20 protein-coding genes are annotated in these 22,995 nt (G+C 64.3%); 18 read left to right on the plus strand and 2 right to left on the minus strand.

Annotated features, from left to right (window positions below; translation table 11 throughout):
- Positions 1-8: 8 nt before the first annotated feature.
- From HV773_RS00930 to HV773_RS00965, 8 genes are all read left to right on the plus strand, one after another.
- Positions 9-1,952 (plus strand): HAD-IIIC family phosphatase, encoded by a 1,944-nt coding sequence (locus HV773_RS00930; protein ID WP_175194055.1) that lies wholly within the window; start codon positions 9-11, stop codon positions 1,950-1,952.
- A gap of 77 nt (positions 1,953-2,029) precedes the next feature.
- Complete coding sequence (locus HV773_RS00935) at positions 2,030-3,121, plus strand: acyltransferase family protein (protein ID WP_175194057.1); 1,092 nt, start codon at positions 2,030-2,032, stop codon at positions 3,119-3,121.
- 242 nt (positions 3,122-3,363) lie between these two features.
- Complete coding sequence (locus HV773_RS00940; protein ID WP_175194059.1) at positions 3,364-5,103, plus strand: SulP family inorganic anion transporter; 1,740 nt, start codon at positions 3,364-3,366, stop codon at positions 5,101-5,103.
- Between the two features lie 29 nt (positions 5,104-5,132).
- Positions 5,133-6,593 (plus strand): DUF2252 domain-containing protein, encoded by a 1,461-nt coding sequence (locus tag HV773_RS00945; RefSeq protein WP_175194061.1) that lies wholly within the window; start codon positions 5,133-5,135, stop codon positions 6,591-6,593.
- Positions 6,594-7,059: 466 nt separating this feature from the next.
- On the plus strand, positions 7,060-7,350 hold the full coding sequence (groES, locus tag HV773_RS00950) for a co-chaperone GroES (protein ID WP_028202123.1): 291 nt from the start codon (positions 7,060-7,062) through the stop codon (positions 7,348-7,350).
- A 44-nt stretch (positions 7,351-7,394) separates the two neighbouring features.
- The gene (gene groL, locus HV773_RS00955; RefSeq protein WP_129561350.1) at positions 7,395-9,035 is read left to right on the plus strand and encodes a chaperonin GroEL; all 1,641 of its coding nucleotides are present in this window, start codon (positions 7,395-7,397) and stop codon (positions 9,033-9,035) included.
- A 440-nt stretch (positions 9,036-9,475) separates the two neighbouring features.
- Entirely contained in the window at positions 9,476-10,366 is an 891-nt protein-coding gene (locus HV773_RS00960; protein WP_175194063.1) for a glycosyltransferase family 9 protein, read from the plus strand.
- A complete protein-coding gene (locus HV773_RS00965) occupies positions 10,282-11,631 on the plus strand; it encodes an O-antigen ligase family protein (RefSeq protein WP_246282160.1) in 1,350 nt (449 codons plus the stop codon). The genes HV773_RS00960 and HV773_RS00965 overlap by 85 nt, the downstream gene beginning before the upstream one ends.
- Before the next feature lie 71 nt (positions 11,632-11,702).
- Here HV773_RS00965 and thiD read toward each other — a convergent pair whose 3' ends face one another.
- Positions 11,703-12,563: a bifunctional hydroxymethylpyrimidine kinase/phosphomethylpyrimidine kinase gene (gene thiD, locus HV773_RS00970; protein WP_175194065.1), complete on the minus strand. Its 861-nt coding sequence runs from the start codon at positions 12,561-12,563 to the stop codon at positions 11,703-11,705.
- Between the two features lie 302 nt (positions 12,564-12,865).
- On the opposite strand from thiD, the gene HV773_RS00975 reads away from it, so the two are divergent.
- The 8 genes from HV773_RS00975 to HV773_RS01010 all read left to right on the plus strand — a co-directional run bounded on the left by HV773_RS00975 (position 12,866) and on the right by HV773_RS01010 (position 19,781).
- Positions 12,866-13,036, plus strand: a complete 171-nt coding sequence (locus tag HV773_RS00975) for a rubredoxin (protein WP_008342674.1) — start codon at positions 12,866-12,868, stop codon at positions 13,034-13,036.
- A 195-nt stretch (positions 13,037-13,231) separates the two neighbouring features.
- Entirely contained in the window at positions 13,232-14,776 is a 1,545-nt protein-coding gene (locus HV773_RS00980; RefSeq protein ID WP_246282166.1) for a hypothetical protein, read from the plus strand.
- Positions 14,777-14,949: 173 nt separating this feature from the next.
- Positions 14,950-15,528: a YqgE/AlgH family protein gene (locus tag HV773_RS00985; RefSeq protein WP_035526577.1), complete on the plus strand. Its 579-nt coding sequence runs from the start codon at positions 14,950-14,952 to the stop codon at positions 15,526-15,528.
- Positions 15,525-15,980, plus strand: a complete 456-nt coding sequence (ruvX, locus tag HV773_RS00990; protein WP_129561354.1) for a Holliday junction resolvase RuvX — start codon at positions 15,525-15,527, stop codon at positions 15,978-15,980. The genes HV773_RS00985 and ruvX overlap by 4 nt, the downstream gene beginning before the upstream one ends.
- Entirely contained in the window at positions 15,980-16,504 is a 525-nt protein-coding gene (gene pyrR, locus HV773_RS00995) for a bifunctional pyr operon transcriptional regulator/uracil phosphoribosyltransferase PyrR (RefSeq protein ID WP_175194067.1), read from the plus strand. The genes ruvX and pyrR overlap by 1 nt, the downstream gene beginning before the upstream one ends.
- A 113-nt stretch (positions 16,505-16,617) precedes the next feature.
- Entirely contained in the window at positions 16,618-17,637 is a 1,020-nt protein-coding gene (locus tag HV773_RS01000; RefSeq protein ID WP_129561356.1) for an aspartate carbamoyltransferase catalytic subunit, read from the plus strand.
- A gap of 26 nt (positions 17,638-17,663) precedes the next feature.
- A complete protein-coding gene (locus tag HV773_RS01005; protein WP_175194069.1) occupies positions 17,664-18,962 on the plus strand; it encodes a dihydroorotase in 1,299 nt (432 codons plus the stop codon).
- 45 nt (positions 18,963-19,007) lie between these two features.
- Positions 19,008-19,781, plus strand: coding sequence for a lysophospholipid acyltransferase family protein (locus HV773_RS01010; protein WP_175194071.1), 774 nt, complete (start codon positions 19,008-19,010; stop codon positions 19,779-19,781).
- A gap of 25 nt (positions 19,782-19,806) precedes the next feature.
- Here HV773_RS01010 and HV773_RS01015 read toward each other — a convergent pair whose 3' ends face one another.
- Positions 19,807-20,658 (minus strand): symmetrical bis(5'-nucleosyl)-tetraphosphatase, encoded by an 852-nt coding sequence (locus tag HV773_RS01015; protein ID WP_129561359.1) that lies wholly within the window; start codon positions 20,656-20,658, stop codon positions 19,807-19,809.
- A 392-nt stretch (positions 20,659-21,050) separates the two neighbouring features.
- Here HV773_RS01015 and rfbB point away from each other — a divergent pair, with 392 nt between their 5' ends.
- Together rfbB and rfbD are read left to right on the plus strand one after the other, a co-directional pair.
- Entirely contained in the window at positions 21,051-22,106 is a 1,056-nt protein-coding gene (gene rfbB / locus HV773_RS01020) for a dTDP-glucose 4,6-dehydratase (protein ID WP_175194073.1), read from the plus strand.
- The gene (rfbD, locus tag HV773_RS01025) at positions 22,096-22,995 is read left to right on the plus strand and encodes a dTDP-4-dehydrorhamnose reductase (protein ID WP_175194075.1); all 900 of its coding nucleotides are present in this window, start codon (positions 22,096-22,098) and stop codon (positions 22,993-22,995) included. Before rfbB ends, rfbD begins: the two co-directional genes overlap by 11 nt.

Genomic DNA, 22,995 nt, shown 5'->3' on the forward strand with positions numbered 1-22,995 from the left:
CCGCGACGATGAGCGCGTCCCTCTACCTCGGGCTAGGCTGGCTGCCGCCCGCACCCGACGACTTTACGCGGCGCTGCCGCGAAATTGCCGCATCCATCGCTGCATCGAACGAGCCGGTTGGCGCGCAGATCGCGGCGCTTGCCCGGCATGCGCTCGACAGCAGCCAGTTGAACCGGCTCGCCGCGCTGATCGAGACCGTGCGCGAGAACGGACGCAGTCTCGAACCGCTCGTGCCGCTCACGCTCGGGCTCGTCTGCAACGCGACGAGCGATACGCTGCGCGCCGCGCTGGTGGCGAGCGCCGCGCGCCACGGCTTCGCGCTGACCTGCGTGGGCACCGGCTACAACCAGGTGGTGCAGGACGCGCTGTCGCCCGATTCGGCGCTCAACCGCGCGCGGCCCGAGATCGTGCTGCTCGCGCTCGATCATCGCGCGCTGCCGTTGCAGCCGATGCCGGGCAACGAAGCGGCGAGCGCGCAGATGATCGAAGAAGCCGCCCAGCACATCGATCTCGTGGTGCGCGGCATTCGCCAGAACAGCGGCGCGGTGTGCATCGTGCAGACGCTCGCGCGTCCGCCCGAGACGCTGTTCGGCAGTCTCGACTACCGCACGGCGGGCACCTGGCGCACCCTCTGCGAGGGCTTCAACCGGCGTCTTGCCGATGGCCTCGACGGATCGCCGAACCTGCTGCTCGACGTCGCCGGCATTGCCGAAACGGTCGGGCTTGCGACCTGGCACGACCCGGCCATGTGGAATCTCGCCAAGCTGCCGTTCAGCGACGACGCGCTGCCGCTCTACGCCGACCACGTGGGCCGCGTGATCGCGGCGTGGCGCGGCAAGAGCCGCCGCTGCCTGATTCTCGACCTCGACAACACGGTGTGGGGCGGCGTGATCGGCGACGACGGGCTCGACAACATCCGCATCGCGGAAGGCGACGCGGTGGGCGAGGCGCATCGCAGCGTGCAGGCTGCGGCGCTCGCGCTGCGCGAGCGCGGCGTGGTGCTCGCGGTGTCGTCGAAGAACGACGACGACGTTGCGCGCGCACCGTTCCGCGAGCATCCCGAGATGCTGCTGCGCGAGGACCACATCGCCGTGTTCCAGGCGAACTGGCAGGACAAGGCTAGCAACATCACGGCGATCGCGGAGAACCTCGCGCTCGGCCTCGAATCGATGGCCTTCCTCGACGACAACCCGGCCGAGCGCGGGCTCGTGCGCGAGTTCACCTCGCAGGTCTGCGTGCCCGAAGTGGGCGACGATCCGGCGCTGTACGCGCGCACGCTGTTCGCTTCGGGCGCGTTCGAGGCCACGCTGTATTCCGACGAGGATCGCGCGCGCGCGAGCTTCTACCAGGCCAACGCGCGGCGCGTGGCGCTCCAGCAGCAGGCGGGCGATCTCGCGGCGTACCTGCGCTCGCTCGACATGGAGCTCACGTTCAAGCCGTTCGACTCGCAGGGCCGCGCGCGCATTGCGCAACTGATCGGCAAGTCGAATCAGTTCAACCTCACGACGCGGCGCTACTCCGAGGCCGAGGTGGAAGCGCTCGAACACGCCGCCGATTGCCTGACGCTGCAAGTGCGCCTCAAGGACGTGTTCGCCGACAACGGCATGATCAGCGTGATCGTGGCGCGGCTGCGCGAGGACGCGCTCGAGATCGACACGTGGCTGATGAGCTGCCGCGTGCTTGGACGCAAGGTGGAGCACGCGGTGCTGCAAAAGCTGTGTGCGTATGCGCAGGCGGTGGGCGCGCGCAGCATCGTCGGCGAGTATCGGCCCACGGCGCGCAACCGCATGGTCGAGCAGCATTACGCGAACTTCGGCTTCGCGCTGCGCGAACGCGATGCCGATGGCCGCACGGTGTGGACACTCGATCCCACGCAGGGACCGGGGGAAGAACTGCCGATGCGCATCGTCGATTTGACGACTACGCCAGAGCGCGCGCTCGACGGCGTGTGAACGACGGCGTGTGAGCGTCGAGCGGGAGAGGGGGCTTGCGCGGTCGCGCGAGCGCCCAACAGTACGGGGTTCAAGCCATGAAAAAATTAGGCTCCATTCAGGTTCTACGCGCCATTGCGGCAGTCCTGGTCATCTTCTGCCACGGCGCCGGCGAAGTGGGCGGCAGCCACGCCGCGCTCGCGCCGGGCTTCTGGCCGCTCGTCAGCGCGAAAGGGCTGTTCGGCGTGGACCTCTTCTTCGTCGTCAGCGGCTTCGTGATGATGTACATCATCTCGGGCAAGCGTTCGAGCGGCGTGACGGCGGCCCGCTTTCTCGGCGAGCGCATCGCGCGGATCGTGCCGCTCTACTGGGCGGTGACGCTGCTATCGGTGCTGATCGGCCTCGTGCTGCCGGCGCTCAAGCACAAGAACGGCTATTCGGCGGACTACGTGCTGCGCTCGCTGCTGTTCGTGCCGTCGAGCAACCCCGTGACGGGCGCGCCGGAGCCGGTGCTCGGGCTCGGCTGGACGCTGAACTACGAAATGTTCTTCTATGTCGTCATTTCGATCGTGCTGCTGCTCGGCGTGAAGCGCGTGTTCGCGGCGGTGCTGGCGATCTTCGTTTCGCTCGTCGCGCTAGGCATCTGGTTCGATCCCGCCGCCGTCATCCTGAAGAGCTGGACCCATACGATCATTCTGGAGTTCGCCTTCGGCGCGATGATGGCCGAGGCGAGGTTGTCAGGATTCCGAATCGGATCGCTCGCGCAGATCGTGCTGGTAATGGCGGGCATTGCGGGCTGGCTGTGTTTCGGCGCGCCCTCGGACGGCGTGATGGCCTTGCGTGGATTCGAGTGGGGGCTGCCTGCCGCCGCGATATTCGCAGGCGTGGTGATGGGCCGCCGTGAAGTTGCATACCCCAAGCTGCTGCTGTTGATCGGCGATGCTTCGTATAGCCTCTACCTGACCCATCTGTTCGTGATGCGGCTCTGCTCGCTGTTGGTGTTTCATCTGCCGATCAGCCCTGAGTTGCGCGTGGTCGTGTTCTTCCTCGTCTTCCCGTGTGCGGCGATCGGGTTCTCCATCCTTTCGTACCGCAAGTTCGAGATGCCGACGCTGCGGATCGGCCGGCAGCTTCTCGAGTCGCGCTTGAGCAAGGCAAGCCTGGCCGAGAGCGCGTCGAGCGGAGGGTAGTTTCCCGGCCGCGCGCGATCCGGTACGTCGCGGCCGCAGCGAATCCACAGCGCAGCCCCAATGAATTTATTGGGGCTGCCTGACTATTGACTATTCGTACAAAAGAGACGACGGTGTCAGTCTCGATTCAGGTTCGCTGTTGTCCCGGTCAGATCCCATCTCATAGCGCATTTCCTGACAAACTGTTTTCAGTGTCTTGGGGCGGGGCAATCTCGTCACGACACTCGGGTGGAGGCGACGAAATGAAACCGGCTGCTTCTACGGAGTCCCGTCCGCGCCGCCTGCCATTCCTGCAGGGCGTGTTGCCCATCAATCCCGCCCAGTTGCCGCACGACATCATTGCCGGCATCACGCTCGCCGCGCTCGGCATTCCCGAGGTGATGGGGTACACGAAGATTTCCGGCACGCCCACCGTGACCGGCCTCTATACGATATTGCTGCCGCTGATCGCATTCGCGGTGCTGGGTGCGTCGCGCCAACTGGTGGTCGCGGCGGATTCCGCAACCGCCGCCATTCTTGCGGGCGAGCTTACGGCCGTCGCTTCGTTGGGAAGTCCAGAGTATGTCGGGCTCACCAGCACGGTTGCGCTCACCGTTGCCGTGATGCTGGTGATCGCGCGGGTTTTCCGGCTGGGGTTTCTGGCCGATTTTCTTTCCCGCAGCGCACTGATCGGCTTCCTGACCGGCGTGGGCGTGCAGGTCGCCGCCGGCGAACTCTCCGGGCTGATCGGCCTTCCAAAGCAGGGGCATGGCCCGATCATGCAGATCGTGTCGGCGTTCGAGCGCATCCCCGTAGCGCACCTTGCGACCACGGCGCTTTCGTTTGCCGTGCTGGCGGTGATCATCGGATGCAAGCGCTTTGTACCGCGCGCGCCCGGTGCGCTGATCGCCGTGATCGGGTCGATTCTCGCGAGCGGGTTTTTCAATTTCGCGGGGCGCGGCATCGCGGTAACCGGCGAAGTGCCAGGCGGCCTGCCGACGCTGTTCCTGCCGCACCTGCCGGTGGACGATATCAATCAGGTGCTGGCGACGGCCGCCTCGTGTTTCATCGTCATCATTGCGCAGAGCGCGGCCACCGCGCGCGCCTATGCCAACCGCTACAACGAGAAGGGCGACGACAACGCGGACCTCATCGGGCTCGCAGCCGCGAACGCGGCCGCTGCGTTCACGGGAACCTTCGTCGTGAACGGCAGCCCGACCAAGACCGAGATGGTCGACGATGCGGGCGGCCGCACCCAGATCGCGCATCTGACGACGGCGGTCATCGTGCTGCTGGTGCTGCTGTTCCTCACGCGGCCGCTGAGCCTGCTGCCTGCCGCCGTGTTGTCGGCGATCGTCTTCATGATCGGCGTAAAGCTGATCGACGTGAAAGGCATGGCCGAACTATTTCGCATGCAGAAGGACGAACTGGTGGTCGCCTTGCTGACGGCGGGCGTGGTCGTGTTCGTCGACGTGATGCATGGCATTCTCGCGGCCGTGGTGTTGTCGCTGATCGCCCATGCGCGGCATAGCTACCGCCTGCATACGCACGTGCTCACGCGCAATCCCGCCGGTCACTGGGTTCCGCATCGCGTCGAACCGAATCTGTACGCGGTGCCCGGCATCGTCGTCTACCGGTTCGAGGCCGACTTGTTCTATGCGAATACCGGGCGCTTCACCGAGGAGGTGCTGACGCTCGTGAACGAAGCGGATCAGGTGCTGCGCTGGGTGGTGATCGACGCGTCGGTGATCAACAACATCGACTACACGGGAGGCAAGGCGTTGATCCAGGTGGGCGAGGAACTCGACCGGCGCGGCGTTGGCATCGCGGCCGTCGCGCTTCCAACGGGCGTGCGTAGTGAGATCGAGCGCTACAAGGCGCTGCGGGCGCGAGGCGCGCATCGCGAGATCTTTGCAACGGTCGACGCCGCGATCGACGCGCTCCACAACGTCGCGCCGACCACATCCGCCGCCTCGCCCGACGAGACGAAAAAACCAGGCTGAAGCCAATGAACCGGAACTGGAGATGAAGCGTGCCTGAAACTGCCGCAGATAAGCGCAATGAACCCGCGAAGGAAGCGGTGAAGGAGCCTGCTGGTCCCGTGATTGCGCAGGAAGATCCGTCCATGCTGTTTGGCGGGCGTGGCTCGCTGGCGTCTCGAATCGAGCGCGGCAAGGCGGCGCGCAAAATGGCGCCGCGCGCGAAGCTGGCGGAGTGCCGGCTCGACGATCGGGATCCGCTCGCGCTGCTCGATGCGTCCAACGTGGGCCGCGTGCCGGAGCTGATACCGATTCGCTATGGGCGCATGGTGGCGAATCCGTTTGCGTTCTATCGCGGCGCGGCGCCGCTGATGGCCTACGACCTCTCGAAGTTGCCGCATTCCGGCGTGAACGTGCAGCTAGGCGGCGATGCGCACTTGGCGAACTTCGGACTGTTCGCGAGCCCGGAGCGGCGCATTCTGTTCGGCCCCAACGACTTCGACGAAACGCTGCCTGGCCCGTTCGACTGGGATATGCGCAGGCTGGCGGCCTCGTTCGTGATCGCGGCGCGCGAACGCGGATTTGCGACGCGCGACCAGCGCGCCGTGGTGCAGCGGCTCTGCGAGACGTTCCGGCAACAGATCGCCCGGTTTAGCCAGATGGATACGCTCGACGTCTGGTACTACCAGTTCAGGGCCACGAGCATGCTGGCGATTGCCGATACGATGGAGGAAAAACAGAAAGAACTGGCGGTGATCGAGAAGGCGCGGCTGCAGTCGTCGCGTTCCGTGATGGGCCATGCCACCGAGATCGTCAACGGCAAGCTGCGCATCAAGGACGTGCCGCCGCTCGTGTATCACGTTCCATTGGCGAGCGCGCACGACCAAAAGCAGTATGAGGCGCAGGTCCGGCGTTTCTTTGCCGACTACCGTTTGACGCTGCCCGACGACCGGCGCGCATTGTTCGATCGCTATGAACTGGTGGATGTGGCCATTCGCGTCGTGGGCGTGGGCTCCGTGGGGACGCGGTGCTATCAGGCGCTTTTCATGGCCGATGGAGAGTGTCCGCTGTTCCTTCAATTGAAGGAGGCGCGCGCTTCGGTGCTGGAGGGGTATGTGCCGCCGAGCCGTTTTCCGAACCACGGCCAGCGTGTGGTGAACGGCCAGCGCCTGCTGCAGTCGGCCAGCGACATTTTCCTCGGGTGGTCGAAGATGCGGCACACGGGAAACGACTTCTACGTACGCCAGTTGCGCGACATGAAGGGCGCATTCGATTTCGCCGCGTTCGATGTCGAGGATCTCAGCGAATATGCGGTCTCCTGTGCGCATGCGCTGGCCCATTCGATGGCCAAGGCGGGCGATCCGGCACTCCTGTGCGGATATATCGGCAAGTCGAGTGCATTCGATGACGCCATCGAGCGATTCGCGCTCGCTTATGCCGACCGGAATGAGGCCGACTGGGAGGTTTTGAAGGCGGCGGTTAAATCGGGACGCATCCAGGTCATTCGTCAGTGAGGCTGGAGTGCCATTGCCGTGCGCACCGGAATTTGATCCAAACCTTAATATTTGCGCAATGTTTACGGGAATCCCCTGGGACGCAGCGGGAGATTGGGGCGCGAGCCGAAAGTCGCGGCAGCCCGCCATGGGTTTGCCCTCATCAGAAGATCCGCAGAGCAGCGAGGGGTCGATATAAGTAGTTGTTTTTTAATGATAAATCGACCTTGATTTCGCGGCTTTCGCCCGTTCGGCAAGCTCAAGTCCGGGTGGCCGGGGTTCAAAATTGGGCGCATCCCGGCCCCAACGACACCCGAAAAAAACCTATCCGGCCCGTTCTTGAATTTGTCATTCCCCGTCCATATAATTAGCACTCACCGCATGAGAGTGCTAACAACTCTGGTGCCATACATCGCTGGCTGGCGGTTGTCGTCAGCCAGGTTTTCTTGAGTCTCTTCAAGTCCCAATCAAGATAGAGGATCTATCCATGAACCTTCGTCCTTTGCATGATCGCGTGATCGTCAAGCGCCTGGATCAAGAAACCAAGACCGCTTCGGGCATCGTGATCCCGGACGCAGCGGCAGAAAAGCCGGATCAAGGTGAAGTCCTGGCCATCGGCCCGGGCAAGCGCGACGACAAGGGCGCCCTGATCGCGCTCGACGTCAAGGTCGGCGACCGCGTCCTGTTCGGCAAGTACGCAGGCCAGACCGTCAAGGTCGACGGCAACGAACTGCTCGTGATGCGCGAAGAAGACATCATGGCCGTGGTGAACAAGTAAGTTCAGACCACCGCTTATTCATCAAGAATTCAAGGAGTTAGAAGATGGCAGCTAAAGACGTCGTGTTCGGCGATTCCGCCCGTTCCAAGATGGTTGAAGGCGTGAACATTCTCGCCAACGCAGTGAAGGTCACGCTGGGTCCGAAGGGCCGCAACGTGGTCCTCGAGCGCTCGTTCGGCGGCCCGACGGTCACCAAGGACGGTGTCTCGGTCGCAAAGGAAATCGAGCTCAAGGACAAGCTCCAGAACATGGGCGCGCAAATGGTCAAGGAAGTCGCTTCCAAGACCAGCGACAACGCCGGTGACGGCACCACGACCGCAACGGTCCTGGCACAGTCGATCGTGCGCGAAGGCATGAAGTACGTCGCATCGGGCATGAACCCGATGGACCTCAAGCGCGGCATCGACAAGGCCGTCGCAGCAGCCATCGACGAACTGCGCAAGGTCAGCAAGCCCTGCACGACCAACAAGGAAATCGCGCAAGTCGGCTCGATCTCGGCAAACAGCGACACGTCGATCGGCGACCGTATCGCTGAAGCGATGGACAAGGTCGGCAAGGAAGGCGTCATCACCGTCGAAGACGGCAAGTCGCTGCAAGACGAGCTGGAAGTCGTCGAAGGCATGCAATTCGACCGCGGCTACCTGTCGCCGTACTTCATCAACAACCCGGACAAGCAAGTCGCCGTGCTGGAAAGCCCGTTCGTCCTGCTGTTCGACAAGAAGATCTCGAACATCCGTGATCTGCTGCCGGTTCTGGAACAAGTCGCGAAGGCTGGCCGTCCGCTGCTGATCATCGCTGAAGACGTCGAAGGCGAAGCTCTGGCAACGCTGGTCGTCAACAACATCCGCGGCATCCTGAAGACCGTTGCAGTGAAGGCTCCGGGCTTCGGCGACCGTCGCAAGGCCATGCTGGAAGACATCGCGATCCTGACCGGCGGTCAAGTCATCGCGGAAGAAACCGGCCTCACGCTCGAGAAGGCATCGCTGAACGAACTCGGTCAAGCGAAGCGCATCGAAGTGGGCAAGGAAAACACGACGATCATCGACGGCGCAGGCGAAGCCGTGAACATCGAAGCGCGCGTGAAGCAAATCCGCACGCAAATCGAAGAAGCGACCTCGGACTACGACCGTGAAAAGCTGCAAGAGCGCGTTGCCAAGCTGGCAGGCGGCGTTGCAGTGATCAAGGTTGGCGCTGCTACCGAAGTCGAAATGAAGGAAAAGAAGGCACGCGTGGAAGACGCGCTGCACGCCACCCGCGCTGCCGTTGAAGAAGGCATCGTCCCCGGCGGCGGCGTTGCGCTGATCCGTGCACGCACGGCAATCGCTAGCGTGAAGGGCGCCAACGCAGACCAGGACGCAGGCATCAAGATCGTCCTGCGCGCCATGGAAGAGCCGCTGCGCCAGATCGTCACGAACGGCGGCGAAGAAGCTTCGGTGGTCGTGGCAGCTGTTGCAGCTGGCCAAGGCAACTACGGCTACAACGCAGCGACGGGCGAGTACGTCGACATGGTCGAAGCCGGCGTGGTCGACCCGACGAAGGTCACGCGCACCGCGCTGCAAAACGCAGCTTCGGTTGCTGGCCTGCTGCTGACGACGGACGCAGCCGTTGCTGAAGTGCCGAAGGAAGATGCTCCGATGGCTGGCGGCATGCCCGGCGGCATGGGCGGCATGGGCATGGACATGTAATTGCGGCGTTAGCCGGAATTACGTTGACGTGCAGGGGACGCGCCGTGAGGTGCGTTTCCCAAGCCCGAAAAGAAAAACCCGCAGCGATGCGGGTTTTTTTTTGTCCATCGTCTGTGCATTTGGAGGCGCTTCTTTGCCTCTGGCGCCGCGTATTTGATTGCACCCATGTCGCCGGGCGTTGCGGTGTCGAGTCTTAATGGGGGAGGATCAAAGGCGCTGAGTGCCGCCCGGGAACGTTATACTCTCGCAAGTCCGCCAATCTGGCCGGAGCGGCGGACAGCGTTTGGATATGGGATCCCTTCGCGGGGATAAATCGGAGCCGGCCGGCCCTCGCGGTAGCGAATGCGCTTGCCGAGTCGAGGATGCCGCTCATGGGACGCTCGTCAGGCGTCTCATGCCGAGGTGGCAGCAACGGCGTCCGATGGCATTTGACATTACCAATGAAAATTCAGACGAATAGCAGCGTCGCGGTCGTACTGCCACCGCCGATCGGTGACAGCCTCATTGGCATGGTCCTCGTGAACAATCTGGTTCGGAACGGCTACCAGCCGGTCGTGTTCGGCTGGGTGGCGGAGCAACTCGCCGACTGGTTTCCCTGGGTACGCGTGGGCCACTTCACCGATCACGCTGGCGCGTTCGAGACGGTGATCGAGTTGCGTGCAACCGCAAAGGGGCCGACGCTTGCGCGCTCGGGCAAGACGCTGTGTCTGGCAGACCTGCCCGCCTACCACGGGCCAAAGCACCACATGGTAGACCGCATTGTCGACATTGCCTGCCACACTTTCGAGCTGCAAGACGTTACGCGTTCGAATGGATTGACCCTGCCGCCGGATGTGGTCCGCGGCGGCGCCGCGAATCGCGTCGTGATTCACCCGACAGGCAGCCACCCCGAAAAAATGTGGAGCCGCGAGAAGTTTCTCGCGCTGGCTTGCTCGCTCGAGCGCCTCGGCCTGCAACCGAGCTTTCTCGTTGCGCCCAATGAGTTCGATGCGTGGCGGGGTATCGCGGCGAATGGGCACGAAGTGAACGCGCTCGAATTGGGCGCCGTTGCGAGATGGATTGCGGAATCGGGCTGGTTTATCGGCAATGATTCGGGTCTCGGCCACCTTGCATCATCGATCGGCGTGCCGACGCTCACGTTGTTCATGCGCCGTGGTCTTGCTCGGTCCTGGCGTCCTGGCTGGGGGCCCGGCGAAATTGTCCTGCCGCTCAACGTAGTGCCGTCGGGCAAGCTCAAGGAGCGGTTGTGGAAGCAACTGCTTTCTGTTCGACGTGTGATGTCGGGGTTTCACACACTCCGGAATTCGAATTCGACGGCCCTGTTTCGCTGATTCCGATAAACATGCGCTTCTCTCCTGTGGCTGCCTGGTCGGCGGCTGTGCTGCTTTTTCTCGCTCCGGCGGTGAACCTCGTCTGGCAAGGCGGGACGGGTTACTGTTTTTTTGCGTTGCTCGCCATGGCGCTGTACATGGGGCTACGTAACCGTCACGTGCCGGGTTACTTTTCGGGGCTTCGCGACTATCCCTGGTATGTAGCCGGGATGTGTAGCCTGCTGCTCGCCGTCGTCGTGCAGCAGCTTGTGTACGGGTTATGGATGCCACGCCAGTTCGATGCCTACTCGCGGTTTGCGCTGGCCATTCCGATCTTCCTGATGCTACGGCAGATGCCGGCCCGTTATTTCCGCGCATTGGGCTGGGGCTGTGCCGTTGGCGCCCTGATTCTGGGCGCGCTCGCACTGGCTATTCGTCCTGCGGGCGGTTGGACCGATGCCGATCGCCTGAACAACGCCTACACCAATGCCATTCCATACGGCGATACGGCATTGCTGCTCGCATTTCTTTCGGTATTTACGATCGGTTGGGACGTCAAGCATCGAAAGCTGGCCATGTGCCTGAAGCTCGCGGCGCTTGTTGCTGGAGGTTTCTCGTCCTATTCGTCAGGGACGCGCGGTGGATGGGTCGCCATTCCGGTGTTCCTGGTGATGCTGGGCTTCCAGCACGGCTGGTTCGCCAATCTGAAACGTCTTGCGATCAGCACCGCGATTGTCGTGCTCAGCACTGCGGCACTGCTTTCCACTTCGCGTATCGAGCAGCGGGTTCATGATTTCACAACCGACGTGAGACAGTTTTCCCGTGGTGATCCCAATACGTCGACCGGTATTCGCTTTGAATTGTGGCGGGCGTCCACACTGCTGTATAGGCAGCATCCCATTTATGGAGTAGGCAAAGGGCGGCTCGAAAGTTCCATGGTGCAACTCGGGAAGCAGGGCCTGATGCCCGCATGGGCTCCCAACGAGCGCGCGCATAGCGACTTTTTCTCGACGCTGGCGGAATCGGGGTCGGTCGGGGTCGTCTGTCTGTTTATTTTTTACGTCGGTTCAACGGCTTACTTCTGGCGTCGCAGGCGCTCGACCGACGCGTTCATACGTACGGCCGCGTGGTCGGGGCTGGCGGTGTCGTTCAGCACGATCATTTTCGGTCTGACGATCGACGTGCTCGTCCCCATCATGGTGACGGTTCTGGTGGCGTTGCTGACGGCGGCATTTCTTGCTGCTATCGACGCGCGCCAACGCGAGATCGATGCTCAGCAGAGCTAGGTTGCCGTTGTGCATGCCTCGCAGCGTGTGCTCAGCACCGCATACCGGCATTTGGAGTGGGCCTGCCGTGCTTAGTCTGATGGCGGCAGATTGACAGGGCCGCCGGGCGATGCTTCGTCTTCCTCCTCATCATTGCTCCGCGCCCAAAAAAACCGGTCCGGCATCCACGCGCCCATGCCCGGCCTGAACGCATTCTGCACGGCTTGATAGAGATACTCCTGCGCCTCGCGCACCGCTTCGGGCGGCTCCTGGCCGTTCGCGAGCAGCGCGGCGATCGCTGAGCCGAGCGTATCGGCCAGCCCCATCATCGGCTGGTTCGAGCGGTCCCAGAAGTCCTGGCGCAACTGGCCCTCTTCGCTATAGAGCGTGTTCACCACGCGGTGCGAGCCCGTTTCCATCGAGAGAATGTATTCGCAGCCCGTGGCGAGCAGGTGCGAGATCGCGGTGTCGATGCTGGGCGTATCGGCGTCGCCGTCGGGTTGCGCGAGCGCGAGCAGCACCGAGACGTCGGCAACCAGCACGGTGGTTTGCGGCACCAGCAGATCGGTGACGACTTCGCGCAGCTCGTCGGCGGCGAGCACATGCTCGTCGTCGAGCGTGAAGTCGGGTGCGACAACGAGCGGCACTTCGTCGTAGTCGGCGACCACTTCGGCGATCGCGCTCACCACTTCGGCGCGCGTGCCCGCGCCCACCTTGAACGCCGACACGGGCATGTCTTCCAACAGCATGCGTGCCTGGGCCGCGACGGTTTCGGGGTCGAGACCGGTGACTTCGTCGCAGCCGGCCGAGTCGCGCACGGTGTAGCCGGTGAGCACGCTCACGCCGTGGCAGCCCATGCTGGCGAGCGTGAGCAGGTCGGCTTGCAGGCCGCCGCCGCCGGTCGGATCGGAAAGGCCGAAGGTAAGGACGATGGGAGGGGTGTCGCCGGGCATGTACGTTGACGGGAAGTGTTGGGTTGGCTCGCGGTTGCTGCGAGTGCTGGCGCCGCCATCTCGCGCCGATGGTTCGATTATGCGGCCTGACGGCAGTTGCGGGGGACGGATGACCTGCCGCCCGCGAGGGATTTTCTCGTCTTGACAGCTCGCCAGGTGCAGGACTCGGGTGCCGTCACAGTTGCTAGGCATGGAATCGGCAACACGGTACCATCATGGCTCTTGTTTTTCCGACAGTTTTCCCGATCGTCCGCGGCGCTTGTCCGCAGACGGTTTTTTGGACTTTTCGACGCGGCATAAGAATGGAATATAGAAGCTGGATGTGCCTGATCTGCGGCTGGATCTACGATGAAGAAGCCGGTTTGCCAGACGAAGGCATCGCGCCCGGCACGCGCTGGGAGGATGTTCCCATCAACTGGACCTGTCCTGAGTGCGGCGCACGCAAGGAAGACTTCGAGATGGTCCAGATCTGAGGCGTCTCGCGCGAGGCTTTGGCCTGATCGTCATCAGTCGTTTTTTTTTAGTACCGTTATCGAACGTTTTGCCGGCGTCCGTGTTTGGCGTCCGCGCTTTTTTGCCTGATCCCGCCGGTATTCGCGCGAGGCGGTAGCCGGCCAGCCGGCTCGCCGCTATCGCAACCGCATCGCAACTGTTCCAGGCGCTGTCTCATGAGCCTTCATACGACGTCGGTTGCCCGTTTCGAAGCGTTGCCCAACCCGCGTGGCGGGCATGTGCCGTTCGCGCATGCGGCGCTCGCCCAGGCGCTTGCCGCGCTCGACGAGCAGCGCGATGTCGCGCGGCCGCTGCGCCAGGCGGCGCGCGCGTTGCGCGACGCCGGCTGGTTCGCGGCGGCGCGTTTTGCGGACACGCTGCTGCTGGCCTCGCCGCTTGCGCTGGCGGCATCGGTGCCCGCGCCACCGCCGCCTGGCATGCCGCCTCGGCCCCCACATGATCACGATGGCGCAGATGAGGGCCACATTCGCGAGGCGTTTCGCAATGCGCTGATCGATCTGGTCGGCGCGCTCGAGCGTCACAATCTGCGTGAACTGGCGTGCTCGCCGGTGCTCTATGCGCACCAGCGCGTGCTGTTCGAGGCGCTTGCCTCGCATGGGGCCGGCATCGTGCCCGCTTACGAGGATGTCGCCCTGTCGGGGCGGCCCATCGCGGTAGCCACGCTGGCTGCGCAACCCGCGCAGCGGCTCGCGCAGATTCGGGCGCGCTACGAGGCGGCGTTGCTGCCCGCGTTGAAGGCGCGCATTGCCAACGGCAGCCGTGCGGCGGAGCAGTTCGCGCAAGCCGCGTTCGGTGAGATGGACGCCTGCATCGCGGAGCTCGCGAGCGCCGATGTCTACGACTTCTGGCGTCTTGCCTCCGCTTGCGCCCGGGTGCTGCGCAACGGCGTGACGACTTGGGGCGATGGCCCGATGCGCTCGTTTTACGCCCGTTGCAATTTGCTGATTGCCGAGCACGCGCGTGGCTTGCGCGTCGCGCCGCAGTCGTTCGTGTGCGTGGCGCTCGCGGTGCTGTGGCGCGATTACGCGCTCTTCGGGGCCGCCGCGGAAGATACCGCCGACGTCGATCTGCTGCTCGACTACGGCCTGACCGTGGATTGGCATGTCGCGGGCACCCAGGCCTCCGAGGCGCTGTGGGAGGCGGGCAGCGCGCAGGCCGATGTGCTGGCGGCGCGCGTGGCGCCCACGCGCGAGCTGGGCGCGCTCGTGGTGAACGGCAACGCGTACGAAGATTTTTTGCAGACCGCCGATGCGGCGATGCTGGAGCTTGGCACCGCGTCTCGGTCACTTTCGCTGCGGCCTGCTGGCGCGCCTGCGGATTGCGCGGCGGCGCTCGTTGCGGCGGATGCGGCATATCGCATCGGGGCGGCGGCGTGGGCACTCGGGCTTGGCCACGTGGGCCTGCTTTCCGACGCGCTCGGCCTGGCCTGGCGGCGCACCGCGCACGCGGCGGCTGGCGGGGCGCAGGCGGCGCAAGCGGCATCAGGCCACATAGCCGTGGAAGCGCCGGGCGCGCAGGCGATCGAGCATGCCAACGAAGCGCTGCGCGCCATGCTGCACAAGGTGGCGGCGGGCGTTGCGCAACCCGATGCGAGCGCGGCCGTGCGTGCGCTTGGCGCGGCGATTGCCGCCGGCACAACAGGTGGAGCAACCGGTGGTGCTGGCGGAGTGGGCGCAGCGGCGCAACTCGCGCCGCGTTGAGGCGCAGCGTATTTCCTCGCGTGCGTTGGCGCACAGGTGCGTCACGCATGCTCCGGCGACCATGCAGCCGTGTCGTCTGCGCATGTTAGAGTGATCATTCTCCTTGCTGCGGAGCGCGCGGAAGGCGTTGAAGCCGGCCGCCGTTCCGTATCGTCTTTGCTAGAATTCAAACCATGTCCAAGAGTAACGATCGCATCAATCTGACCAACCAGTTCCTGATCGCCATGCCCAACATGGCGGACCCCACGTTTTCAGGAACGGTGGTCTACCTTTGCGATCATTCCGAGCGCGGCGCGCTCGGCCTCGTGATCAATCGTCCTACCGATATCGATCTGGAAGCGCTGTTCTCGCGCATCGACCTCAAGCTCGAAATCGAACCGCTGCTGCACGTGCCCGTCTATTTCGGCGGTCCGGTGCAGACCGAGCGCGGCTTCGTCCTGCACGCGCCCAAGACCGGCACGAACTACACCTCGTCGATGTCGGTGCCCGGCGGCCTCGAGATGACCACCTCGAAGGACGTGCTCGAAGCCGTCGCCAGCGGCACCGGCCCCGAGCAGTTCCTGCTCACGCTCGGCCATGCCGGCTGGGGCGCGGGCCAGCTCGAAGACGAAATCTCGAAGAACGGCTGGCTCACGGTCGAAGCCGATCCGAAGATTGTTTTCGACGTGCCCGCCGAAGAGCGCTTCGAAGCAGCGCTCGCGCTGCTCGGCATTTCGTCGACGATGCTTTCGGGCGAGGCGGGCCACGCATGAGCGTGGCCGCGGGGCGAGGCGCCGCCGAGGCGACCTTGCTGGCGTTCGACTACGGCGAGAAGCGTATCGGCGTGGCGCTCGGCAATGCGCTCACGCGCAGCGCCCGCGCGCTCACCGTGATCCAGAACCGCAGCATTGACTATCGCTTCGAAACCATCGGCGCGCTGCTGCGCGAATGGCAGCCCGATCTGCTCGTGGTGGGCCTGCCGTGTCATCCCGACGGCACGCCGCACGTCATGACGAAGCTGGCGAAACGCTTCGGCAATCAACTGAACGGCCGCTTCAATCTGCCCGTGGTCTGGGTGGACGAGCGCTATTCTTCCGTCGATGCCGAAGCGCGCCTGCGCGAGCGCGGCGAGCGTGCGGAGCACGTGGACGCCGAAGCGGCCTGTGTGATCCTCCAGCAGTATCTCGACGAGATTGTCGACAAACCCCCGCCCCAATTCACCTGATGAACACACCTGACGCCGAGGCGCTATACCGCGCCGTTCTCGAGCAGATTCGCGCGGCTTACCCAGAAGGCGCGTTCGGTGCGCCCGACGGCGTGGCGATCGCCGGCATCCACAGCGGCGGCGCGTGGCTGGCCGAGCGCCTCGCGCGCGACCTCGGCGCTACGCAGTGGGGCGTGGTGAACGTCGCGCTGCATCGCGACGACTACGCGAAGAAGGGCCTGCACAGCCAGGCGAGCCCGACCGCGCTGCCGTTCGAAGTGGAAGGCCGCCGCATCCTGCTCGTCGACGACGTGCTGCACACCGGGCGCACCGTGCGCGCGGCGCTCAACGAACTCTACGACTATGGCCGGCCCGCCTCGGTCGAGCTGGCCGTGCTGGTCGACCGCGGCGGGCGCGAGTTGCCCGTGGCGGCGCGCTTCACCGGCGGCGAGCCGCAGCAGATGGACCCGGACTCCACGCTCGTGCTCGAGCGCGCCGACGGCGGCCGCTTCGCGCTGCGCATCGAGGCTCGCGACCCGCACTGAACCACCTTGCCTGAGCGAAGCCAAGCTTGGGCGACATCACCGAACCCGATACAACAGGCCGGATCCGACAAGACCCGGCCCATCCAGTCAGACACCCGCGCAGGAATTTCGCGATGAACACACAGCCCACGCCGGCATCGTCCGCACCGGACGACAAGCGCTTTCACTACGGCTTCCTCAAGGGCAATCCGCAGCTCACGAAGAATGGCGAGCTCAAGCACTTGCTGTCGATCGAAGGCCTTTCGCGCGCGATCCTCACGCACATTCTCGACACCGCCACGCAGTTCGTGAGCGTTACCGACCGCGACGTGAAGAAGGTGCCGCTGCTGCGCGGCAAGTCGGTGTTCAACCTGTTCTTCGAGAATTCCACGCGCACGCGAACGACCTTCGAGATCGCGGCCAAGCGCCTCTCGGCGGACGTGCTCAATCTGAACATCAACGCATCGTCGACGAGCAAAGGCGAGTCGCTGCTCGACACCATCGGCAATCTCTCGGCGATGCACGCCGACATGTTCGTCGTGCGCCACGCGTCGAGTGGCGCGCCGTACCTGATCGCCGAGCATTGCGCGCCGCACGTGCACGTGATCAACGCCGGCGACGGCCGCCACGCGCACCCGACGCAGGGCCTGCTCGACATGTACACGATCCGCCATTACAAGCGCGACTTCACGAACCTGCGCGTGGCGATCGTCGGCGACATCCTGCATTCGCGCGTCGCGCGCTCGGACATCCACGCGCTCACCACGCTCGGCGTGCCCGAAGTGCGCGCGATCGGTCCGCGCACGCTGCTGCCGGGCGGGCTCGAGCAGATGGGCGTGCGCGTGTTCCACAACCTCGACGAGGGCTTGAAGGACGTCGACGTCATCATCATGCTGCGCCTGCAGAACGAGCGCATGAGCGGGGCGCTGCTGCCATCGGCGCAGGAGTACTTCAAGAGCTGGGGCTTGACGCCCGAGCGCCTCGCGTTAGCCGCGCCCGATGCGATCGTGATGCATCCGGGGCCGATGAATCGCGGTGTGGAAATCGACTCGCAGGTCGCGGACGGCCCGCAATCGGTGATCCTCGATCAGGTGAGCTTCGGCATTGCGGTGCGCATGGCGGTGATGGGTATCGTCGCCGGTAACAACGAATGAACGGGCGAGAACAACAAGGGCAGCGCATGAAGATTCACATTCAAGGTGGCACGCTGATCGATCCGGTCAATGCGTCGGCAGGCACTGAAACGCAGCAGGACGTGTACATCGCGGACGGCAAGATTGCCGCGCTCGGCGCCGCGCCCGCCGGCTTTTACGCGGACCGAACGCTCGACGCGAAGGGCCTCATGGTCGCGCCGGGTCTCGTCGACCTGAGCGCGCGGCTGCGCGAGCCGGGCTACGAGCACAAGGCCACGCTCGACTCGGAAATGAACGCGGCGCTCGCGGGCGGCGTGACGAGCCTCGTGTGCCCGCCCGACACCGATCCGGTGCTCGACGAAGCGGGCCTCGTCGAGATGCTCAAGTACCGCGCGGGCAAGCTCGAACGCGCGCATGTGTATCCGCTCGGCGCGCTCACGGTCGGCCTGAAGGGCGACGTGATCACCGAGATGGTTTCGCTGACCGAGGCTGGCTGCATCGGCTTCACGCAGGCCGATAAACCGATCGTCGACACGCAGGTCCTGCTGCGCGCGCTCCAGTATGCGAGCACCTACGGCTACGCCGTGTGGCTGCGCGCGCAGGACGCGTATCTCGCGAAGGGCGGCGTGGCCGCGAGCGGCGCGCTGGCCTCGCGGCTCGGGCTATCGGGCGTGCCGGTGAGTGCGGAGACCATCGCGCTGTTCACGCTCTTCGAGCTGATGCGCGTGACCGGCGCACGCGTGCACGTACAGCACCTTTCGTCGGCGGCGGGCGTCGCGCTCATGCGTGCGGCGAAGGCCGAAGGCCTGCCCGTGACCTGCGACGTCACGGCCAACCACGTGCATCTGATCGACATGGACATCGGCTATTTCGATGCGCAGTTCCGGCTCGATCCGCCGCTGCGCCAGCAACGCGACCGCGAGGCGATTCGCGCGGGCCTCGCCGATGGCACGATCGACGCGATCTGCTCGCAGCACACGCCCGTGGACGACGACGAGAAACTGCTGCCGTTCGCCGAAGCCACGCCGGGCGCGAGCGGGCTCGAACTGCTGCTTTCGCTTACTGTGAAGTGGGCGCAGGAAGCCGGGGTGCCGCTTGCGAAGGCGCTCTCGTCGATCACCTCGGCACCTGCTGGAGTGATGCAGCGAGAAGCAGGGCGACTTACCGTGGGCGCGCCCGCCGACCTTTGCGTGTTCGACGCGAACGCGCACTGGCGCGTCGAGCCGCGCGCGCTCAAGAGCCAGGGGCACAACACGCCGTTCCTCGGCTATGAGTTGCCTGCCGTGGTGCGCGCGACGCTGGTGGCGGGGCGCATCGGCTTCGAGCGCGACGCCGGGCATCACTGAGGCTCATCGAGCGCACCCGCGACCGCCATCGACATTCGTATCGCCATGAGCCTCTTTATACGCAAAGCCCGGCTGCTCGGGCACCTGCTGCGCGGCGCCTGGACTGTCGGCGTGCGCTTTCCGCGCGCGACGCCCGAGGCGCGCCACGCCATGAACCGCGCCTGGTCGCTCAAGATGCTCGAACTGTGCGGCATGAAGCTCGTCGTGCATAACGACGCGGCGCGGCTCGACGCGGGCGCGCTCGTCGTGAGCAACCATATTTCGTGGATCGACATCTACGTGATCAACGCGTGGCGGCCGACGCCGTTCGTCTCGAAAGCCGAGATCCGCCATTGGCCGCTGATCGGCTGGTTCGCGCAGAACCTGGACACCGTGTTCATCGAGCGCGAGAAGCGCAGCGACGCGCGCCGCATCATGCACGAGCTGGCGGCTCGCCTCGAGCGCGGCGAGTTGATGTGCGTGTTTCCCGAGGGCACGACGACCGACGGTCTCGCGATCAAGCCGTTTCACGCGAACATGTTCCAGGCCCCGGTGTCGGCGGGCAAGCCTGTGCAGCCCATTTGCATCCTCTACGAGGACGCGCAGGGGCGGCAAACGGCGGCGCCCGCGTATATCGACGATGTCTCGCTCAAAGAGTCGCTCGACGCGCTGCTCAAGGCCGGGCCGGTCACGGCGCATGTGTATGTGGGCGAGGCGATCGAGCCGGGTGATGATCGCCGTAAGCTCGCGGCGAGGGCGCAAGAGGCGGTGGGTGAGGCACTCGACGCGATGCGCGCACCGGCGCGGGTGGATGGGGCAGGGGTTGCGCAGCGGGTGTGAGGTTGTCGTCCCGCGCTGCGCTTGTTCAGGCTGAGACCGCGCGGCAGTTCGAGCAGGGCACTTGGGTGAGCACACGCTGGTCGGGATCGGCTTGCAGGCTGACCGCCGAAAGCCGCGCGCCCCATACGCAGCCCGAGTCGAGGCCGATCAGGTTTTCGCGCAGCGTGAGGCCGAGCGCTGCCCAATGGCCGAACACCACGGTGGCGTTATCGGTCTTGCGCCCCGGCACGTCGAACCACGGCATGAAACCCGGCGGCGCGGAATCGAGCCCGCCGCTCGTGGAGAAGTCCATCGCGCCATCGGCGTTGCAAAAGCGCATGCGCGTGAGCGCGCTGCAGGTGATGCGCAACCGCTCGATTCCCTTCAGATTCTTCGACCAGCGGTTGGGCTCGTTGCCGTAGAGGCCGGCTAGCGCTTCTTTCCAGTTATCGCCGCGCAGCGCCTTTTCGAGGTCGCGCGCGAGTTCCAGCGTGAGCTCGACATCCCACTGCGGCAGCACGCCAGCGTGCACCATCAGCATGCCCTGGTCGTAATGCGCGATCGGACGATGACGCACCCAGTGCAGGAGATCATCAGCATCGGGAGCGCTGAGGATGTCGTCGATAGTGTCGCCCTTCTTCGACTTGCGGATGCCCGCCGACACGGAAAGCAGGTGCAGATCGTGATTGCCGAGCACCGCGACGGCACGGTCGCCGAGTGCGATCACCTCGCGCAACGTCTCGAGAGAATCGGGACCGCGATTGATGAGATCTCCCGCGAACCAGAGCGGGGTGTCGGCGGAAGGGCCGGCCTTGGCAAGCAGTTCGCGAAATGGGGTAAGACAGCCTTGAAGATCGCCGAAGGCGAGAGGCGGCGGAAACGGCGCGTGCTTGGTCATCGAAACGAAAACAGGTGCGGATCAGCTGCGGGTGAGCGTGACGGAGTGTCTGGGCAAAAAAGCGACGGTATCACAGGAAAACGATTGCAGTATGAGCGCGGCTGAATTGTCTGGTTTGTTCGGATGCAAATTGACGCAGCCGGGCAGTTGAATATTTACGTGCCGGAGCGAAAGAGTGAGAAATTGTCAAGCTGTTTCAAGATGTTAGGGGTATGGCTTTCGCTCAAGCTGCCCGTATAATTGCTGTTACAAAATCAGAGTCAAAGTATGCCGTGTGGATAAATTCAGGCGTTAGCCCGCCTGAAGTCCACTTCACAGCATTCTTTCGAGCGTCTGGCCACGGGGGTATGCGCCAGACCAGCCTCCAATCTCGCGTCAAAAAAGGGAGTTCCATGATCCTGGTAACGGGCGGTGCCGGCTTTATCGGCGCCAACTTTGTGCTTGACTGGTTCCGTCAATCCGACGAAGCCGTTCTGAACGTAGACAAGCTGACCTACGCAGGTAATCTTGGGACGTTGCAGTCGCTGCAGGGCAATCCGAAGCACGTGTTCGCGCGCGTGGACATCTGCGATCGCGCCGCGCTCGACGCGCTGTTCGCCGAACACAAGCCGCGCGCAGTCCTGCATTTCGCCGCGGAAAGCCACGTCGACCGCTCGATTCATGGCCCGGCCGACTTTGTCCAGACCAATGTGGTGGGCACCTTCACGCTGCTCGAAGCCACGCGCCAGTACTGGAACGCCCTGCCCGGGGCAGAGAAGGCCGCCTTCCGCTTCCTGCACGTGTCCACGGACGAAGTGTTCGGCTCGCTGTCGACAACCGACCCGCAATTCTCCGAAACCACCCCGTATGCCCCGAACAGCCCGTACTCGGCCACCAAGGCCGGGTCGGACCATCTCGTGCGCGCATATCACCACACATACGGGCTGCCGGTGCTGACCACGAACTGCTCGAACAACTACGGTCCGTACCAGTTCCCCGAAAAGCTCATTCCGCTGATGATTGCCAACGCGCTCGCCGGCAAGCCGCTGCCTGTGTACGGCGACGGCCAGAACGTGCGCGACTGGCTCTACGTGGGCGACCACTGCAGCGCGATCCGCGAAGTGCTCGCGCGCGGCCAGTCCGGCGAGACCTACAACGTGGGCGGCTGGAACGAGAAGAAGAATCTCGAGGTCGTGCACACGCTGTGCGATTTGCTCGACGAGATGCGGCCGAAGGCTGCGGGGTCGTATCGCGACCAGATCACCTATGTGGCGGACCGTGCCGGCCACGATCGCCGCTACGCGATCGACGCGCGCAAGCTTGAGCGCGAGCTCGGCTGGAAGCCCGCCGAGACGTTTGAAACGGGCTTGCGCAAGACGGTACTCTGGTATCTGGACAATCACGCGTGGGTGGCCGGTGTGCAGTCGGGCGAATACCAGAATTGGGTGGCAAAGCACTATGCCGCATGATGCACCGCCAACCATTCTGGTAACTGGCAAGAGTGGGCAGGTTGGATTCGAGCTGCGCCGAAGCCTTGCGCCGCTCGGCCGGGTCATTGTCTGCGATCGTACGCAGTGCGATCTCGCCGACCCTGATGGGCTGCGGCGAGTCGTGCGCGACGCGCGCCCGGATGTGATCATCAATGCCGCCGCGTATACGGCCGTAGACAAGGCCGAATCCGACGAGGCGACGGCTTTCGCGATCAACGGCATCGCCCCGGGCATTCTCGCGGAGGAAGCGAAGGCGCTGGGCGCCATGCTTGTGCATTACTCCACGGATTACGTGTTTGACGGCACGAAGGCGTCGCCGTACGTCGAGACCGACGAGACCAACCCTCGTTCCGTGTACGGCAAGAGCAAGCTCGCCGGTGAACGCGCGGTAATGGCTGCCGGTGCTAATGTGCTGGTGCTGCGAACTTGCTGGGTGGCCGGCGTCCACGGCGCAAATTTTGCTAAGACAATGCTTAGGCTCGCGCGCGAACGTGATGCCCTGCGTGTGGTTGCCGACCAGTTCGGCGTGCCGACGACCGCCGCGTTGATCGCAGACGTCACGGCGCACATCGTGCGCCGTCATCGCTCGACACCTGTTGTCACGGGGATCTATCACTTGGCGGCCGCTGGCGAGACGAACTGGCGCGACTACGCAGCAGAAGTCTTGCGCTGCGCCGAAGCGCTGGGTGTCGAACTCAGGGTGCAGCCTGATGACGTGCAGGCAATTGCCTCGAGCGAGTATCCGGCGCCTGCGCCGCGGCCCGCCAACTCTAGGCTCGATACCCGGAAATTACGCGCAACGTTCGACGTGCATCTGCCCGATTGGCGAGATGGCGTGCGTCACCTGCTTGAGTCGATACTGGCGTGA

The organism is Paraburkholderia caffeinitolerans (assembly GCF_902859945.1).
GTDB lineage: Bacteria > Pseudomonadota > Gammaproteobacteria > Burkholderiales > Burkholderiaceae > Paraburkholderia > Paraburkholderia caffeinitolerans.

Excerpts from the sequence above, each read along its gene's own strand:
- HV773_RS00980 (WP_246282166.1), top strand. The coding sequence starts at position 13,232 with ATGAGCCTTCATACGACGTCGGTTGCCCGTTTCGAAGCGTTGCCCAAC.
- groES (WP_028202123.1), top strand. The coding sequence starts at position 7,060 with ATGAACCTTCGTCCTTTGCATGATCGCGTGATCGTCAAGCGCCTGGAT.
- HV773_RS01005 (WP_175194069.1), top strand. The coding sequence starts at position 17,664 with ATGAAGATTCACATTCAAGGTGGCACGCTGATCGATCCGGTCAATGCG.
- HV773_RS00930 (WP_175194055.1), top strand. The coding sequence starts at position 9 with ATGAGCGCGTCCCTCTACCTCGGGCTAGGCTGGCTGCCGCCCGCACCC.
- HV773_RS00935 (WP_175194057.1), top strand. The coding sequence starts at position 2,030 with ATGAAAAAATTAGGCTCCATTCAGGTTCTACGCGCCATTGCGGCAGTC.
- HV773_RS01015 (WP_129561359.1), bottom strand. The coding sequence starts at position 20,658 with ATGACCAAGCACGCGCCGTTTCCGCCGCCTCTCGCCTTCGGCGATCTT.
- HV773_RS01000 (WP_129561356.1), top strand. The coding sequence starts at position 16,618 with ATGAACACACAGCCCACGCCGGCATCGTCCGCACCGGACGACAAGCGC.
- rfbD (WP_175194075.1), top strand. The coding sequence starts at position 22,096 with ATGCCGCATGATGCACCGCCAACCATTCTGGTAACTGGCAAGAGTGGG.
- thiD (WP_175194065.1), bottom strand. The coding sequence starts at position 12,563 with ATGCCCGGCGACACCCCTCCCATCGTCCTTACCTTCGGCCTTTCCGAT.
- ruvX (WP_129561354.1), top strand. The coding sequence starts at position 15,525 with ATGAGCGTGGCCGCGGGGCGAGGCGCCGCCGAGGCGACCTTGCTGGCG.
- HV773_RS01010 (WP_175194071.1), top strand. The coding sequence starts at position 19,008 with ATGAGCCTCTTTATACGCAAAGCCCGGCTGCTCGGGCACCTGCTGCGC.
- HV773_RS00960 (WP_175194063.1), top strand. The coding sequence starts at position 9,476 with ATGAAAATTCAGACGAATAGCAGCGTCGCGGTCGTACTGCCACCGCCG.
- pyrR (WP_175194067.1), top strand. The coding sequence starts at position 15,980 with ATGAACACACCTGACGCCGAGGCGCTATACCGCGCCGTTCTCGAGCAG.
- HV773_RS00985 (WP_035526577.1), top strand. The coding sequence starts at position 14,950 with ATGTCCAAGAGTAACGATCGCATCAATCTGACCAACCAGTTCCTGATC.
- rfbB (WP_175194073.1), top strand. The coding sequence starts at position 21,051 with ATGATCCTGGTAACGGGCGGTGCCGGCTTTATCGGCGCCAACTTTGTG.
- HV773_RS00940 (WP_175194059.1), top strand. The coding sequence starts at position 3,364 with ATGAAACCGGCTGCTTCTACGGAGTCCCGTCCGCGCCGCCTGCCATTC.
- HV773_RS00975 (WP_008342674.1), top strand. The coding sequence starts at position 12,866 with ATGGAATATAGAAGCTGGATGTGCCTGATCTGCGGCTGGATCTACGAT.
- groL (WP_129561350.1), top strand. The coding sequence starts at position 7,395 with ATGGCAGCTAAAGACGTCGTGTTCGGCGATTCCGCCCGTTCCAAGATG.